We start from the raw sequence: 16649 nt of genomic DNA, 5'->3' as shown, positions 1-16649 counted from the left end.
ATGCAAGCCCATTCACACCCGGGTCCCGCTTGCGCCGTGCCCTACCCTTAGAACAACACCATCTGGGCGGGCAGAAGGATGTACGACATGCTGCACCTCATCGCAGGCGATTTCAGCACTCTCGGCAACGCCGTCCTCGACGTCGGCCGCGCCCTCGTCGACTTGATCCAGGACATCATCAACGTAGGCACACCCGGCCACAGCTCGCCGGGCGGTGGCGGCCAATACCCCTTCGGCTGAGCCGAACGTCTTCCTGCCGGGCCGTCGTCATCGGCGGCTCGCATACGCACTCGTCTCGAGCGCTCGCTAGCCCGGAGACTCGATTGAGCGCGGTCCCTCGGTCAGCTCTTGTAGCAATCGAATCCGAGGCGTGCGCCCGGCCAGCGAAGGTCCAACACCATGAACAACAACTCGGCTACTCCACTCGACCCGACGTACAAATCGGCAGACAAACCTCAGCACCTGCGAGATACGCTGGCCTCCATCGTCATCTCCATCCTTCGACGGCATCGCCAATGCACCCTACTGTTGGTGTGCTGGCGTGCTCAGCCACGTTGTTGATGGAATCGCCATGCATCGCGGACGATTTCGACGATGTCGGGTTTCTCCGGCGTCCATCCGAGTTCGCGCTGCGCCAACTCGGATGAGGCGTAGAGGGTTGCCGGGTCACCCGGTCGCCGTGGCGCGTTCTCGATCTCGAACGGTATTCCGGTGACCTCGCGAATCGCTTCGATTACTTGGAGATTCGAGAAGCCGATGCCGTTGCCGAGGTTGTAGATCTTGTGCTCGCCGGGGTGGATGGCATCGAGGGCGAGCAGGTGTGCGCGGGCAAGGTCGGTGATGTGGATGTAGTCACGCACACAGGTGCCGTCGGGGGTGGGGTAGTCGTCGCCGAACAGCGAGAGCTTGTCGGCCCGGCCGATCGCCGCATCCAGGGCAAGCGGGATCAGATGGGTTTCGGGATCGTGACGTTCGCCGATCATTGTGCCGTCGCCGCAGTCGTGCGCCCCCGCGACATTGAAGTAGCGCAACGAGATCGCGCCGAACGGGAACGCGCGGGTGAACGTGGTGATTGCCCGGTCGATCGCCAGCTTCGTGTCGCCATAGGTGTTGACAGGGTTCGTCGGTGCGGTTTCGACCAGCGGCAGCCCGGTCGGCTCGCCGTACACCGCTGCGGTGGAGGAGAACACGAGCTTGCCTACGTCGGCGGCACGCATCGCGTCCAGCAGCGCGAGCGAGGCACGGGTGTTGTTGTCCCAGTGCCATTCGGGGTGCTCCATCGACTCCCCAGCGGCGATAAGTCCGGCGAAGTGGAGCACGGCATCGAACCCGGCCCCGGGGGTGAGGACTTCCGCCACGTTTTGGACGCGCAGTTGGATGAACTTCACGCCGTTGGGAATCTGCCGGTCGTCGTTGCGGGAGAGGTCGTCGACCACGACCACCTCATGCCCAGCGTCGATCAGCATCCTCGTGACAGTGGCTCCGACAAAGCCCGCACCCCCGGTGACCAGCAGCTTCACTTATCTGACCTGCACTTTCATGGCGAGTAGGTGATCGTGGATTTCCTGCTTGTGTGTAAGGAAGTAGTCCTCCGGGCTGCGTTGGCGTCCGCTTCCGGTCCAGCCCGTGATGCGTTCCCAGGCACGACGCTTCACCGTAGCCAACGAGGCAGCGTCGGGTGCAGCGATCCATGCGTCCGCCATGGCACGCGCGAGCGCGTGCACGGCTTGATGATGACGAGCTACCACCCGGCCGCTACTGGTCGTCGCGTAGCGGCTGTAGTTGACCGCGTCGGCGCGCGGCTGCCCGAACTCGGTGTCGAACCGTTGGAACGCGTCGTACAAGTACGTCCAGAACCGTCCTGGATCCAAGGACGGTTGTGTCGGATCGCGCCGCCAGTGGAGTTCGGCGCGCATCTGCTCGGCTAGATGTGGTGCCATCGAATCGAAATCGTGGTGTGCGTATGCGCCGTCGATCATGCCCGTAGCCCGCAGTATCTTCATGCAGAGTCGGTTCACCATGAGGTGGAAGTGCACCGAATCCGTTCCGGCGCACCACTGTTCATGGAGACCGAGCCAGAAATACGCCTGCGTGTAGTACAGCAGGATCTCGTAGGCATCGCGGGCGTCGAGCTGCACCGATTCGTGCTCAGGTAGGCCGTGGTCGGTGACGGCCAGGCCGAGGTCCTTGAAATCGAATCCAAGTGAGGTCTGAATAGCGCGGTAGTCGCCGAGTGGCAGTGTCATCAAATCGACTGTGGGGAACGCCTTTTCAGCGAGGATCCGCAGCTCCCCGATAGACATCGACGGTGCGTCGCCGTAGTGCACGTAAAGGAAATCGACGTCGCTGATCAGCAGCGGCTCGCCTTGGTGGCGGATGAAGGTGGGTTCGCCACGTGCCAGGGAGCCGCCGACGATCAGCCAATCGTCGGCCGGTACGCAATGTCCGAGCGACCGCAGATCGTCGGCGATGCCCCGTGCCGCGTGCTCGAGTTCGGGCGCGTTGGATAGCCGTGAGGTGATGCGCTCAGCGAAGGTTACAGTCTTCACCTCACGCCTCCGTCTGGCTGGTCGCGGCGAATATGGCCGCCTCCGTGTCGTACTCCGGGTCGGCAGCGTCGTCAGGTCCGACCTCACCACGCGGCCCTGCCGCGGGCATGGGCAGAAGTACCGGCGCGGCCGCGACGGGTGTCTCCTCATGTTCCTTCTTCGCGGTGATGTGTGGACACAGTGACCCACAGATCGTGCAGGGGGCACCTTTTCGGAGACCATGCTGGATGAACACATTGCCCGCCAGCCCCGGGTACAGGGCGTGGCCTTGCTGGATTTCCCAGTCGTTTGCGCGGCGGGCGACACTGATCGCGCGCTGCTTGGCGATCTCGGGTTCCCAGCCGCGCACCAGATCCAGTGCGGCGATCGCCACGCGGACCATGCGCACCGACGTCGCGGTCTCGGGGGCGGTCGGCATGGCGTAATGCTCGTTGTGGGTGATCGAGGCGAACATGTCACCACCGCACTGCCCTGCGGCCGCGACGCCGAGGACGTTGACCGTGTCGTCGAGGGTCACGCCGTTGTCGATCACCATGGGCCCAGCCAGCCACAGCGGCGCACCGCCGAGGGCTTCCTTGTAGGCAGGGATCAGCTCCGGGATCCGGTGCAGCGGTATATGTCCACCGCTCTCACACAGCACCTGCACGCCCCCGGCGAGTGCGTCCTTGCGCAGCTCGGCGAGCAGCTGGATTTCCAGCCATTTCAGTTCGTCGCCTGCGTCCGCGGTCGCGCCAGGGCGGAAGATGTCGCCGAGGTCCAGCACTACCTCATGTCGACGGCAGATGTCGATGATGCCGTCGAAGTACTCGATCAGCGGGTTGCCGCAGTTGTGCATCCGCATGTAGCGGGCGAGCAGGCCGCCGCCGCGCGAGGTGGTCGGCATGATCCGATCGGACTTCACGCTCATCTCGACAAGTGTTGGGTTGATGCCCGCGTGGATGAGGACGAAGTCGACGCCAGGAGCCAGTCCGAGTTCGAACCGCTCCAGGAATTCATTGCGGCCCAGCCTCTTACGCGGATTGGCGAACAGATCGTATGTCAGGCATGCGCCGAGCGGCACGCCCACGACTTCCTTCAAGTCGGCGCGCAACGCCACCCCTTCGGGGTTGGTAGTGAGGTCCATGACTGCGTCCGGGCCCGCGGCGAGGATCACCGCCATGCTCTCGATGATGGCCTGCCGATCGGTATCACGCGGGCCGAGCCCGATGAGGGCCGCTACCTTGCGGCGGGTGTCTTCGCCGACGAGCAGAGGGCGGAACGCCGTCATATGTCGGCTTGCCTCCGATCGCAGGAACACCAGGGTTCCGCTTTCGACTCGCCGGGCGGCTACGTCGGGGTCGAGGCCTTCGGCGTGGCACGTGGCAGTGAATTGGGAATCCGTTGCGAGGTCGAACATTTCGTGCTTCCTTTCAATCGTGGTTACTGCGGTGGAAGGTGTCCGATAGGCCACGGCATCGGTTGCTGGCCGTCGATGACCTCGGCGACCAGGTCCGCCCACGCGACCGCGAGGGCACTGGCCTCGATCCAGGCGTCATGAACGGATGGGTCGGATGCTTTCTCGGCGGTGGCCAGCACCAGCTCGGCGTCGACATAGGCGGCGGCGAGATCATCGACAGCTCGGCCCACCCGTTCGGCGCTGGTCGCGCACGGGATGTGGGTGTCAACCCAGTTGGTGATCAGCTCGACGAGTTCGCATCGCCGGTGGTCTATTTGGGCGGCACGGTCGAAGCGGACGTGCCCGATGCGGTGTACGTGGGCCAGGGATCCAGCCCACCGCAGGATCAGATGGTCGCCGGGCAGCACGCCCCGCGCGCCGCGGAATGCGGCTAGAAGTGCATGCCAGTCCGGCAACGTCAGGCGAGCTGAGGAACCTCCGACTAGGAAGAATCCGGATCTCATTTCGAGCCCCGTTCCTCGGCGGCGAGCCTGCGCTGGATATCCCAAACGCTGGGGCCCCGACGCCTAGATGGCCACGCAACGACCACAACTGCGAAGGTCAGCCCTACGGTGGCGGCGAATGCTCCGACCCACAGAATCGCGGCCATGATTACTCCGAATTCCGCTGATCGGTGACGCTTGGCAACATGTTCATGTCTGTGCCTCCTGGTTGGGGCACACCGACGCCGGTCCGACCGAACGAATCCGATATCCGCCCAGCCGGTTTCGCGTATCCGAGATGAGGGGATCGTCTGCTCTCCGGCGCCGGGTGCTGATCTCAGAGTCGGCGGATGTTGTTGCGGCGAACAGGAGTTGATTCCGCATTTATCCCGCAACTTCGTGCGGTTCCACCGCTGTTAGGACCCCAAGCTCGGTTGAACGGGTGTAGCTTTCGATCCACCACGGCGGCACGAGCAGGGGCTGGAGCTGGGCCGATGATTGTTTACGGATGGACCGGAGTCGAGTCCAAAGCGCTGCGCGAGGCTATGAATCTGACCATCGAGCAGTTCGCACATAAGGTGCAGGTCGCGGCGCGGACAGTTGAGGGGTGGGAGATCCAGGGAGCGAAGGCGACCCTCCGGCCTTCGAGTAGACGGCTTCTGGATCAGACGCTCACTGCGGCACCCAAATGCGTTGCGGCGAGGTTCGAGAGGACACTACGAGGTCACCCGGATAGCCCTGACGAACTCGATCCCAGACCGCCCAGAACGGTTACGCTGGCGAATGACACCCTCCGTCAGCTTTCACCGGCCACGCTGGGTGCTGATGAAGCTGATCACGTCTGGGTGCCCGCCCGGACCGCCGCTGGAGAGGTCGTCCTCGTGTCACTCCCACGTCGCACCGTAGTCACTGGAATCGGCGTAGGCGCGCTAGCCGCGGCTACCGGGGCACTGCCCGCCGCAGTGCTCGCGAACACACCCCAGATCGACCAAGTCGAGCATTTCCACAAACTGCGCTTGGCCCTTATCGAGAGCGATAACCTCCACGGGTCCGGATCTGTCGTCCCGCTCATGGAACAGAGCATCGACAGAATCGGCCAGCTCAGGCGCGCCGGCATCGGCGATCCCACCGCAATGCAGCGAATGCGTATTCTGTACGCCGAGTTCGCTGCCTGGCTACACCAAGACGCCCGCGCATGGGATCGCGCACAGCACTGGACTGACCGCGCGTTGACGTGGTCGCACCAGCTCGACGACAACTACTCGATCGCCGCCACGTTGATCAGGAAAGCGCAGATCGCCAACGACCAAGGCGATGGGAAAGAAGCATACGAGCTGGCCAAGGCGGCCGAACGTGCTGCACCCCCGGGGACACGATTCGTGGCAGTCGCTGCGGCATTCACTGGGCACGGCTACGCACTCGCAGGCGAGCGGGCTGCCAGCGAACGCGCATTCGACCGCGCCCGCGCCCTTGCCGATGACGCAGACGCAGATCCCTCGTGGGGATTCTTCCTCGACCACCCGTATATCGATGTCCACCAGGCACACGGGCGGGTCGCGCTCGGCGACTACCGCGGCGCGATCGAACAGTTCGGTGCGGCGATCAGCGGCATGCGGTCTGGGTTCACCCGCGATCAAGCCGTCTACGTTGCCCGGCAAGCGGTCGCCTGCGCCAAGGCCGGTGATGCCGAACCCGCCGCACAGCTCGGGCAGGCCGCGATGCGGGTCGGGGTCAGCACCGGTTCAGAACGAATCCTGCATAACATTCACGAACTCAACGACCTGCTCGACCCGCACAGCAAACAATCCGAAGTTGTCGCGTTTCGTGACGCTGGACAGCGCTGGGCGGTCCTCACGTCGTGACCCAACCGTTTGTGCTGCTGTCGGTCGCCGTGAGCGTCGACGGCTATATCGACGACACAACGCCCGAGCGGCTGTTGCTGTCGAACGCCGAGGACTTCGATCGCGTCGACCAAGTGCGCGCCGATTCCGACGCGATTCTCGTTGGCGCCGAAACGATCCGACGTGATAATCCCCGGTTGATCGTGAAAAGCCAAGCGCGGCAAGCGGAACGGGTCGCGGCCGGGCGGGCGCCGACCCCGTTGAAGGTCACGGTGACCGCCAGCGGGGATCTGGACCATGAGGCCAAGTTCTGGCACCACGGCACCCTCGAGCAGCGGCCCGTCGTATACACCACCGTCGAGGGCGCGGCGAAGATCACTGCCCGGCTCGCGAACCTCGCCGAGGTCGTATCACTCGGCGCGGCAGTCGATTTCGGTGCCGTGCTGGACGATCTCGGTAAGCGTGGGGTCGAGCGGCTGATGGTCGAAGGCGGCAGCCATATGCACACCGAATTCTTGTCGGCCGGGCTCGCCGACGAACTACAGATCGCGATCGGGCCTACGCTCGTCGGCGACCCCGAGGCACCGCGGTTCACGAACCCGGCGACCTTCCCCGGCGGGTCCACGCGCAGGATGCATCTGCTCGACGTCACCCAAATCGGCGACGTCGCCCTGTTGCGCTACCAACCATCAAAGGAGACAGACCGGTGACCGAGTTCGACCACACTCACTGGATGAACCGGGCTATCGAGCTCGCCAAGCTGTGCCCGGTCGTAGAAGGCGCCTTCTCAGTCGGCGCCGTGATCGTTGCCGACGGCGAGGAGATCTCGACCGGCTATTCCCGCGAGACTGACGAGAAGGTACACGCCGAAGAATCCGCGCTCGACAAACTCGACGCAGACGATGCGCGGCTGAAGCGCGCAACGATCTACAGCACGCTGGAGCCATGCTCGGAGCGGGCCACCAAAACCCGGGTGCCGTGCACCGATCGCATTCTGCAGGCCGGAATTCCAGTAGTCGTGATCGCCTGGCGTGAACCGTCGACATTCGTGGAGGACTGCATCGGTGTCGAGAAATTGAAGGAGAACGGCGTCAGCGTGATCGAACTGCCGGAGCTGGCCGATGCTGCGATGTCGATGAATCGCCATCTCGACCTGTCGTAGCCGGTACGGCGTTAGTCCAGAGTTTCTCAGACGGCGGTGGTATTTCTCACCGTCGGCCGCCATCTCCAGCTCATCGAGCATCCGCGCCAGAACGATTCGGCCAGGCTCGCCGCACAGTCGTAGGCCGACGCCCGCTGGCAGATGAACGATTCGCAGCACCTTCACCATGTCATGGAGTGTTGGTGGGCGGGCTGCCCCGGCACTGACGATGCTACGAATCGCGGTTGGTGGACAGCTCGAGGATAGCTCCGAGATCCTGTTCTCGATGTGGATGTGCGAGCTAAGCAGATCCGAATGACGCTGGCCCGCAGTGTTTTCCGAACTCGCCTCAGCGGACCGATGGGGTGTACATCACGATACCCCCGGGTGGGCATGACGACGCCAACGGAGCAGAACGGGCCGATCAAGAGACTACTCAGGCAAGTGCCTCGATTTTGGCGGCTAGTTCGGCGCCGGTGAGCGGTTCGCGGGCAATGACGGCGATGGTGTCGTCGCCTGCGATGGTGCCGACGATGAACGGCAGAGCCGCTCGGTCCAGGGCACTCGCCAGGTAGTGGGCGGCACCGGGCGGGGTGCGCAGCACTGCGATATTTCCGCTGGCGTCGGTGGAGACGAGGAGATCGCCGAGCAGTTTGGAGAGGCGGTCGGTGCCGCCGGTGACGCCGCGGACGGGACTGCCGTCTTCAGGAACCACGTAGACGCCCGCACCGCCGTCGGCGGCGCGCAATTTCACGGCGCCGAGTTCATCGAGGTCACGGGAGAGGGTGGCCTGGGTGGTTTCGATGCCCTCGGCGGCGAGCAGGGCGGCCAGTTCGGTTTGGCTGCGGACCGCATGCGCGGTCAGCAACTCGATGATTCGGGACTGCCGACCGGCGCGGGTGCGGGCGATGGCGGGAGCGGACTTTCCGGCATCGGGTTGGACGGTCATGACCACGCCTCGCCACTGCGTCTCTCCGCGATCCCAAAGCGGGCCACGTTGGATCGGCCGCGGGGCTGGTCACGCCGAGCAACCGTGCCCGTCGCCCCTGCGGCCCATGCTCGCTCGCGTGCGCTCACCGCGCCTCACCTCGCTTGGCCAGCAACCACACCAGCAGCGCCTTCTGCGCGTGCAACCGATTCTCCGCCTCGTCCCACACCACACTGTGCGGTCCGTCGATCACGTCGTCGGTGATCTCCTCGCCGCGGTGCGCCGGAAGGCAGTGCAGCACAACGGCATCCGGCTGGGCCCTAGTCAGCAGGTCGGCGTTGAGCTGGAAGGGACGGAAGGGGCCGACGCGGTCGAGGCCGTCGTTTTCCTGGCCCATGGACGTCCAGGTGTCGGTAACGAGGGCGTCCGCGCCGTCCGCAGCTGCGACCGGATCGCCGGTGAGCGTGATGGTGGCGCCGGTCTCGGCGGCACGCTTGCGCGCGGCCTCCAGAATCCACGGCAGCGGCTCGAAACCCGCCGGGGCGGCGATGGTTACGTTCAAACCCGCGGTCACGCCGCCGAGCAGCAGCGAATGTGCCATATTGTTCGCGCCGTCACCGAAATAGGCGAGGTTGCGGCCGGTCAGGCTGCCCTTGCGCTCGACGAGGGTCTGCAGATCGGCGAGCACCTGGCACGGGTGGAATTCATTGGACAGCGCGTTCACGACCGGAACCGTTGCGGTGACGGCCATTTCGTCCAGGCGCACCTGTTCGAAGGTCCGCCACACGATCGCGTCGACGTAGCGCGAGAGCACCTTGCCGGTATCGCCGAGGGTCTCCTCACGGCCGAGCTGGGTGTCGCGGCCGTCGACCACCACCGCATGCCCGCCCAGCTGAGCGATGCCCATTTCGAAGGAAAAGCGCGTGCGGGTGGAGTTCTTCTCGAAGATCACGCCGACTCCGCGCGGCCCTGCCAGCGGTTGGTGGGCGAACGGATCCTTCTTCAGCTCCGCTGCGAGTGCGAGGATTTCGGCCTGTTCGGTGGGCGTCACATCATCGTCGCGCAGGAAGTGGCGAATAGGCCCACCCGTCACCCGACCGCCACCCCTCATGGAATCGCTCCGCGATACTGTATGCCCACCCGTCACCCGACCGCCACCCCTGATGGAATCGCTCCGCGATGCTGTATTCATTTGTCCCCCTTGGCATCGGCGATCGCCCCGTCGAGGATATCGGGCAGATCGGCGACGAAATTATCGGACTGCGTCTCGGTGAGCACCAATGGCGGCGCGAGCCGAATGATATTGGGCTTGGGCGCATTCACCAGATAGCCCGCTTCGCGAGCCCGATTCTCCACCTCGGCCGAGACATCGTCGTTCAGCACGATGCCGAGCAGCAGACCGGCGCCGCGCACATGATCGATCAGCGGATGCTCGAGCATTTCGATGCCATCGCTGAGCCGCTTGCCGACCGATTCGACGTGCGCGAGCAGATCGGTCTCATCGATGGTCCGCAGGACAGCCAAAGCCGCTGCGGCACAGACGGCATTGCCGCCGAAGGTGGTGCCGTGCAGGCCCGGGGTCAGCAGGTCGGCGGCCGGTCCGGTGGCCAGCACCGCACCGATCGGCAGCCCGCCACCGAGTCCCTTGGCGAGGGTGATCACATCCGGAACGATGCCGAATGCCTGGTGCGCGTAGAACTTTCCGCACCGTCCGATACCGGTCTGCACCTCGTCGAGCACCAGCAGCGCGCCGTGGCGCGCGGTGATCTCGCGGGCCTTCACCAGATAGTCGGTGGGCGGCACGACAACGCCGCTCTCTCCCATGATCGGCTCGAGGAATACCGCCGCGGTGTCCTCGTCCACGACCGCCGCGAGGGCCTCGACATCACCGTAGGGCACGTGCACGACACCGGGCGGCATCGGCTCGAACGGTGTGCGCTTGGCGGGCTGCCCGGTGAGTGCGAGCGCGCCCATGGTCCGGCCGTGGAAGGCCTCATCGGTCGCGATGATCTTGCGCCGCCCGGTCAGCCGCGCCATCTTGAAGGCCGCCTCATTGGCCTCGGTGCCGGAATTGCAGAAGAACGCGCGGCCGTGGCCGTCGCCGAATTCACCGTCGCCGAAGTGCGCGAGCAGCCGCTCGGCCAGTTCGATGACCGGTTCGTTGGCGTAGATATTCGAGGTGTGCCCGAGCGTGCCGAGCTGCTGGGTGACCGCTTCCAGAATCGCCGGATGGGCATGGCCGAGGCTATTGACCGCGATACCACCGAGGAAATCGACGTAGCGCTTGCCGTCCGCGTCATAGACCACCGCGCCCGCGCCGCGCACCAGTGCGACCTTGGGCGTCGAATAGTTCTTCATCAGCGCGGCAGACCACCGCTCTTGCAATCCTGCTGTTTCGCTCATCATTTCGTTCCGTTCAGTGTGTCCGCCGCGCTCATGGGGAGCGGGGCGGGCGTCACCATCGTTCCGATTCCTTCTCCGGTGAACAGTTCCAACAGCACCGAATGCGAGACCCGACCGTCGATGACATGCGCGGTCGGCACCCCACCCTGCACGGCGCGCAGGCAGGCCTCCATCTTGGGCACCATGCCTGCATCCAGGCGCGGGAGCAACCCGGCCAATTCGGCCGTATCGATGCACGAGGTAAGCGACGATCGGTCCGGCCAGTTCGTGTACAGGCCCTCGACGTCGGTCAATATCACCAGCTTCTCCGCGCCGATCGCCTCGGCGAGTGCGGCGGCGGCGGTATCGGCATTGATGTTGTGCACCACACCATCGGCGTCCGGTGCGATGGTCGAGACCACCGGAATGCGGCCCGCGCCGATGAGGTCGAGCACCGCATCGGCATTCACCTCGGTGACATCGCCGACCAGACCGATATCGGTCGCCTCGCCGTCGACATCGACGGTGCGCCGGGTCGCGGTGAACAGCCGCGCGTCCTCACCGGAGATGCCGACCGCGTACGGACCATGCGCATTGATCAGCCCGACCAGCTCCCGGCCGACCTGACCGAACAGCACCATCCGCACCACATCCATCACCTCGGGTGTGGTGACGCGGAAGCCGCCGCGGAATTCGCCTTGCAGACCCAGCTTTTTCAGCATCGCGCTGATCTGCGGTCCGCCGCCGTGCACCACCACCGGATGCACCCCGACGGTGCGCAGGAATGCCATATCGGCGGCGAAGGCCTGTTTGAGGTCCGCGTCGACCATCGCATTGCCGCCGTATTTGACGACCACGATCTTGTCGCGGAACTTCTGCAGCCACGGCAGCGCGTCGGCGAGGACGTGCGCCTTATCCAATGCCGAAAGGTCCTGCACCGCATCGCTGGTCATGGCTTCGCCTCGCTGGCGCTCAGCTCCGCCATGCCAGCGAAGCTGGCTGTGTTGATTGTTCGCTCGCTGCGCTCGCTCATGAGCTATAGGCCGAATTCTCTTCGACATAGCCGTGCGACAGGTCGGTGGTCCGCACGGTGGCGGTGCTGTCACCGACATTCAGTTCGATCCGCACCTCGATATCGGCGCCGGACAGATCGACCGCGCGCGCACCGGGCGCGCCGACGCTGTCGACGCAGACCGGATTTCCGTTGAACGACACCGAGATCCGGTTCGGATCCAGGGTGACCGGGGCGATGCCGACGGCGGCGAGCACCCGCCCCCAGTTGGGGTCGGAGCCGAAGAGCGCGGTCTTGACCAGACTGTCGCGGGCGACGGCGCGCGCCGCGATCAGGGCGTCGTCCTCGGAGGCCGCACCGGCGACGGTGATCAGCACCCGCTTGGTCACGCCCTCCGCATCGGCCATCAGCTGTGCGGCCAGATCGTCGCACACCGCGAGTACCGCCGCGTCCAGTTCCTCCTGCGCGGGCGCGACCTCGCTGGCGCCGTTGGCGAGCAGCAGCACGGTGTCATTGGTGGAGCAGGAGCCGTCGACGTCGAGCCGGTCGAAGGTGAGCCGAGTCGCATTGCGCAGCGCGCGATCCAACTGTTCGGCGCTTGCGGCGGCATCGGTGGTGAGCACCACGAGCATGGTCGCCAGCGAGGGCGCGAGCATGCCAGCGCCCTTGGCCATACCGCCGACATTCCATTTGTCGCGGTGGTGGAACGCCGCTTCCTTGGGCACGGTATCGGTGGTCATGATGGCGTGTGCCGCATCGAGCCCGCCGGACATGCCGCCGCCCATCTCGTGCACGATTTCGGTGACGGCCGGAATCACCTTGTCCATCGGCAGTCGGTCGCCGATCAAACCGGTTGAGCAGACCGCGATTTCGCCCGCGCCGGTCTCGGTACCCCAATTGCTCAGCGCCGTGGCCAGTTCCTCGGCGGTCTGGTGGGTGTCCTGGAAGCCGCCCGGACCGGTACAGGCATTGGCCCCACCGGAATTCAGGATCACCGCGCGCAACCGGCCGCCGCTGAGCACCTGCTGCGACCACAGCACCGGTGCGGCCTTCACCTGGTTGCGGGTGAACACGCCAGCGGCCGCATATTCCGGCCCCTCGTTGAATACCAATGCCAGATCGGGTTTTCCGCTGGCCTTGATGCCCGCGGCGATGCCCGCCGCCCGGAAGCCGAGCGGCGCGGTTACGCCCTGGGTCCGGACCAGCTTGCCGGTCTCGGTTTCGAACGTCGTCACGGTGCCACTCCTACGGTGGAAAGTCCTGCGGTCTCGTCGAATCCGACCGCCAGATTCATGGATTGGACCGCGGCGCCCGCGGTGCCCTTGGTGAGGTTGTCGATCGCGCCGATCACCACCAGCTGCCCGGCATCGGTATCCACCGCGACCTGCAGGGTGACGGCATTGGAGCCGATCACCGAACCCGTCTGCGGCAGTGTGCCTTCCGGCAGCAGATGCACGAATGGTTCTTCGGCGTAGGCCTTTTCATAAACCGACCGTGCCTGCTCGGCATCGGCCTTGGTCGGGGCGGTGCACGTCGCGAGAATGCCCCGCGGCATCGGCGCCAGCACCGGGGTGAACGATACGGCGACGTCGATGCCACCCGCAGCCTTCAGATTCTGCGCAATCTCCGGGGTGTGCCGGTGCGCGCCCGCAATGCCGTAGGCCCGCGCCGAACCCATGACCTCTGAGCCGAGCAGGCCGACGTCGAGTTTGCGGCCCGCGCCCGAAGTGCCGCTCACCGCAACCACATTCACCGTCGGCTCGACGATTCCGGCCGCGATCGCCGGTGCCAGCGCGAGGCTGGCGACCGTGGGATAGCAACCGGGCACGGCGATCCGGGTCGCGCCACGGAGCCGGTCGCGTCCGCCGGGCAGTTCCGGCAGCCCGTACGGCCAGCTGCCCGCGTAGGGACTGCCGTAGTACTTCTCCCATGCCGACGCATCGGTCAGCCGGAAGTCGGCACCGCAGTCGATGATCACCGTGGACGCCGGTAGCTGCTGCGCGATGGCGGCGGACTGCCCATGGGGCAGGCCGAGGAAGACGATGTCGTGACCGGCCAGCTCGTCGACCGTGGTCGGCGCGAGCACACGATCGGCGAGCGGCAGCAGATGCGGCTGGAGCTCCCCCAGCGTGCTGCCCGCATTCGATCCGGCGGTCAGCGCCCCGATGACGAGGCGCCCGTCGCGGTAGGCCGGATGGCCCAGCAACAGACGCAGCACCTCACCACCGGCGTATCCACTCGCACCGGCCACCGCAACCCGCAAGACCGGGTTGCCCGACGAATCAACCATGTGATGATTATGCACGATTATGCAAGCCCATTCATGAACCGGGTGTCGCATCGCCCGGCCGGACCCTGGTCACCAGGTCGTTCGGTTCCTGCCCGTGCCGTGATACCCGGGATGAAGTCGCTTCAATCGCGTTGATGAGATTCGGCACACACTCCAACCGGGCGGACGGTGAGCAGAGAGCTCAGCACCCATGCGGCGCGAGATCATGGGCGACCGCGCCGGGGAAGGGCAGGCGCTCCGACGTGCAGCCGGGCAGACACTCGCGTGGTGGCGATCAGAGTCTGGGCCAGCTCCCTATCCCATCAGACCGGTGCTCGTCACGATCTGGGCCACCACAGGCAGGCCGGTCGCGACGTAGCGCACGGGTTGGGCGCGCTCCCGAGCCGAGGCGTCCGTGCGGAACGCAGCCTTCCGTCAAGCAACTGACGCGGGATCGATGCCGAGCGCCTCGAACAGGCCGGCTTCACCCTTCGGTGTGAGGCGCACGGCACGGCCGGATCCAACGCGCCGCACCCAATCCAGTGCCTGCAACCGGCGGCACAGCTGGGCTCCGGCGGCACCGCCGAGGTGAGTGCGGCGTTCGGTCCAGTCGAGACAGGGGCGCGCGACCGGACGACGCGTCGCGTGCAGTGTCGTCGCTTCGACGCCCATCGGGCCGGTGAGCCACGCCGCCCCGGCCTCGGTGAGGGCGAAGCCGCCTTCGTCGTCGAGCAGGTCGCGTTCGATCATCGCGTCGGTGATGGCGACGCCGAGTCGGCCCGCGAGGTGGTCGTAGCAGGTTCGGCCACGGGCCAGGGCCGCGGCGGCGGTGGACGCGCGCAGCGTCGTCGGCTCGGGGTGTGACGGCTCCAGGTGGGTGACCATCGTCTCCAACAGCTCGGCCACCTGCGGGCTCGCCAACTGCACGTACCGATGCCTGCCTTGACGGCGCTCGACGAGCAGACCCCCGTCGAGCAGCCGGTTCAGATGCTCGGTCGCGGTGGACGGCGCGACTCCGGCATATCGCGCCAGTTCCCCGGCCGTCCAGGCACGGCCGTCGACCAGGGCCAGGCACATATCGGCGCGGGTGCGATCGGCCAGCAGGGCGGCCAGTCCCGCCAGTTCGGCTCCTCGGGTCTGCACCACACCATGATCGCGCCGGGTTAATTCGGCGGCCACCGAAACGTCAGGGGGATACCGTCGCGGCATGAATCTGATCACCGAGCCCGATCGGGTGCGGGAGGTTTTGACCGGCGCACCGATGCCCGCGGTACCGCGGAGCGCGCAAGCTGTCGGCATCGGCTGGCTGCGTGCCCATGTCGCCCGATTCTGCGATGGGGTCGACCATGATCGGCGGCGCGCGCTGGTCGTCGCGGAATTGGCTCGATTGTCGCCCGAGGTGCTGCGCGAACGGGTCTGCACGGTCGAGGGCGACCTTCCCCATGTCCGAGTGCTGGCGGAAGCCCTTGGGATTCCGGACATCTCGGTATCGACAGTCGCGATTGCCGCCGCGCACTACCAGCCCCATGAACCCGACAGCGCCGAGGCGGACCGGGCCGTCGCCGAGTTGGTGGCCGCCTGCGGCGGGGTGGCCGACGAGCGCGCGGCCGCTCGAATCGGTCTGCTGATCCAGGCTTGTCAGGCGACGGGGGCGCTGGTAGACAACGCGCGCCGGTTCGAAGGCAGCGCGGACGAGGTCATCGCACGCACCATGGTCGAGGATCCGCCGGTGCGCCGCACTCGACGGGTTGTCGACGAGGAGTTGGTCGAAGTCGATCTCACGGGCCTGGGATTCGGCGCGGGGCCGCATATATGCCCTGGTCGCGACCATGCCATCGCCATTGCCGCCGGAATCATCGAGAGGTCCTGATGAACAAGACGAAGACTTTCCACGACCTGCACCATCGTGCCGAACCGCTGGTGCTGCCCAATGCCTGGGACTTCGGCTCGGCCGCGGTGCTGGCCGCCGAGGGGTTCTCGGCAATCGGCACCACCAGTCTCGGCGTCGCGGTGGCGGCGGGGCTCGCCGACGGCGCCGGTGTCACGCGCGATGAAACACTCTCGCTGGCAACGAGACTCGCGCGTCTGCCGGTGCCGGTGACCGTGGATATCGAGGGTGGGTTCAGCGAGGACCCCGAGGCGGTCGCCGAATACGTCACGCAGCTTGCCGCTTTGGGCATTGCCGGGGTGAATCTCGAAGACGGGCGCGCGGATACGGCGCTGGCCGATGCCGGGCACCAGGCAGAGTTGATCGCCGCGATCAAATCCCGTGTGCCCGAGTTGTTCGTCAACGCCCGGGTCGATACGTATTGGCTACAGCTGGAACAGGATTCGACGCTGGCCCGTGCCGAGACCTACGTGCAGGCCGGTGCCGATGGAATCTTTGTACCCGGTGTGACGGATCCGGCGGAGATCACCCGGATCGTCGCGGCGGTGCCGTTGCCCATCAACATGCTGTACTCGGTGGCCGGACCGTCGATCGCGGAGCTCGCGGCATTGGGTGTGCGGCGGATCAGCACGGGATCGCTGCTGTATCGGGCGGCGCTGGCCGGGATCGTCGATATCGCGCGAGCCGTACGCGACGGCGGGGCCATTCCTTCGGGCATCCCGACCTACCGCGAAATTCAGGCCATCACGGGCTCGGAATAA

At 65.9% G+C, this 16649-nt stretch carries 17 protein-coding genes; 6 read left to right on the top strand and 11 right to left on the bottom strand.

Translation table 11 applies throughout. The features are described from left to right. Positions 1-87: 87 nt before the first annotated feature. Positions 88-240 (top strand): hypothetical protein, encoded by a 153-nt coding sequence (locus ABZ293_RS34030; protein WP_354953022.1) that lies wholly within the window; start codon positions 88-90, stop codon positions 238-240. A gap of 305 nt (positions 241-545) precedes the next feature. Here ABZ293_RS34030 and galE read toward each other — a convergent pair whose 3' ends face one another. The 4 genes from galE to ABZ293_RS34010 are packed head-to-tail and all read right to left on the bottom strand — an operon-like array spanning position 546 to position 4448. Next, the gene (gene galE, locus ABZ293_RS34025; protein ID WP_355187476.1) at positions 546-1520 is read right to left on the bottom strand and encodes a UDP-glucose 4-epimerase GalE; all 975 of its coding nucleotides are present in this window, start codon (positions 1518-1520) and stop codon (positions 546-548) included. Further along, entirely contained in the window at positions 1521-2549 is a 1029-nt protein-coding gene (locus ABZ293_RS34020) for a hypothetical protein (protein ID WP_355187475.1), read from the bottom strand. Position 2550: 1 nt separating this feature from the next. Then, positions 2551-3945 (bottom strand): phosphomethylpyrimidine synthase ThiC, encoded by a 1395-nt coding sequence (locus ABZ293_RS34015; protein WP_355187473.1) that lies wholly within the window; start codon positions 3943-3945, stop codon positions 2551-2553. Between the two features lie 23 nt (positions 3946-3968). Next, the gene (locus tag ABZ293_RS34010) at positions 3969-4448 is read right to left on the bottom strand and encodes a hypothetical protein (RefSeq protein WP_355187471.1); all 480 of its coding nucleotides are present in this window, start codon (positions 4446-4448) and stop codon (positions 3969-3971) included. Positions 4449-5569: 1121 nt separating this feature from the next. Here ABZ293_RS34010 and ABZ293_RS34005 point away from each other — a divergent pair. Genes ABZ293_RS34005 through ABZ293_RS33995 form a run of 3 tightly spaced genes read left to right on the top strand, consistent with a single transcriptional unit; the run spans position 5570 to position 7430 of the window. After that, positions 5570-6289, top strand: a complete 720-nt coding sequence (locus ABZ293_RS34005; protein WP_355187469.1) for a hypothetical protein — start codon at positions 5570-5572, stop codon at positions 6287-6289. Further along, positions 6286-6978 (top strand): dihydrofolate reductase family protein, encoded by a 693-nt coding sequence (locus tag ABZ293_RS34000; protein WP_355187467.1) that lies wholly within the window; start codon positions 6286-6288, stop codon positions 6976-6978. Before ABZ293_RS34005 ends, ABZ293_RS34000 begins: the two co-directional genes overlap by 4 nt. After that, positions 6975-7430, top strand: a complete 456-nt coding sequence (locus tag ABZ293_RS33995) for a deaminase (protein WP_355187465.1) — start codon at positions 6975-6977, stop codon at positions 7428-7430. The genes ABZ293_RS34000 and ABZ293_RS33995 overlap by 4 nt, the downstream gene beginning before the upstream one ends. A gap of 415 nt (positions 7431-7845) precedes the next feature. On the opposite strand, the gene ABZ293_RS33990 is transcribed toward ABZ293_RS33995, so the two are convergent. The 7 genes from ABZ293_RS33990 to ABZ293_RS33960 all read right to left on the bottom strand — a co-directional run bounded on the left by ABZ293_RS33990 (position 7846) and on the right by ABZ293_RS33960 (position 15143). Further along, positions 7846-8358 (bottom strand): arginine repressor, encoded by a 513-nt coding sequence (locus ABZ293_RS33990; protein WP_354953026.1) that lies wholly within the window; start codon positions 8356-8358, stop codon positions 7846-7848. A 124-nt stretch (positions 8359-8482) separates the two neighbouring features. After that, entirely contained in the window at positions 8483-9448 is a 966-nt protein-coding gene (argF, locus tag ABZ293_RS33985; protein ID WP_355187463.1) for an ornithine carbamoyltransferase, read from the bottom strand. 77 nt (positions 9449-9525) lie between these two features. Next, positions 9526-10740, bottom strand: coding sequence for an acetylornithine transaminase (locus tag ABZ293_RS33980; protein WP_355187462.1), 1215 nt, complete (start codon positions 10738-10740; stop codon positions 9526-9528). Then, positions 10740-11672, bottom strand: a complete 933-nt coding sequence (argB, locus tag ABZ293_RS33975) for an acetylglutamate kinase (protein ID WP_354953032.1) — start codon at positions 11670-11672, stop codon at positions 10740-10742. Before argB ends, ABZ293_RS33980 begins: the two co-directional genes overlap by 1 nt. Before the next feature lie 76 nt (positions 11673-11748). After that, the gene (argJ, locus tag ABZ293_RS33970) at positions 11749-12966 is read right to left on the bottom strand and encodes a bifunctional glutamate N-acetyltransferase/amino-acid acetyltransferase ArgJ (protein ID WP_355187460.1); all 1218 of its coding nucleotides are present in this window, start codon (positions 12964-12966) and stop codon (positions 11749-11751) included. Continuing rightward, a complete protein-coding gene (gene argC / locus ABZ293_RS33965; protein WP_355187458.1) occupies positions 12963-14021 on the bottom strand; it encodes an N-acetyl-gamma-glutamyl-phosphate reductase in 1059 nt (352 codons plus the stop codon). Before argC ends, argJ begins: the two co-directional genes overlap by 4 nt. Before the next feature lie 414 nt (positions 14022-14435). Beyond that, positions 14436-15143 (bottom strand): winged helix-turn-helix domain-containing protein, encoded by a 708-nt coding sequence (locus ABZ293_RS33960; protein WP_355187456.1) that lies wholly within the window; start codon positions 15141-15143, stop codon positions 14436-14438. Between the two features lie 64 nt (positions 15144-15207). Between ABZ293_RS33960 and ABZ293_RS33955 the strand changes: the two genes are divergently transcribed. Both ABZ293_RS33955 and ABZ293_RS33950 read left to right on the top strand, forming a co-directional pair. Continuing rightward, on the top strand, positions 15208-15870 hold the full coding sequence (locus ABZ293_RS33955) for a hypothetical protein (RefSeq protein WP_355187454.1): 663 nt from the start codon (positions 15208-15210) through the stop codon (positions 15868-15870). Next, the gene (locus tag ABZ293_RS33950; RefSeq protein WP_355187452.1) at positions 15870-16649 is read left to right on the top strand and encodes an isocitrate lyase/phosphoenolpyruvate mutase family protein; all 780 of its coding nucleotides are present in this window, start codon (positions 15870-15872) and stop codon (positions 16647-16649) included. Before ABZ293_RS33955 ends, ABZ293_RS33950 begins: the two co-directional genes overlap by 1 nt.

The sequence above is a fragment of the Nocardia sp. NPDC005998 genome (genome assembly GCF_040614395.1).
Taxonomy (GTDB): domain Bacteria; phylum Actinomycetota; class Actinomycetes; order Mycobacteriales; family Mycobacteriaceae; genus Nocardia.
This window is presented reverse-complemented; position numbering and strand designations above follow the sequence as displayed.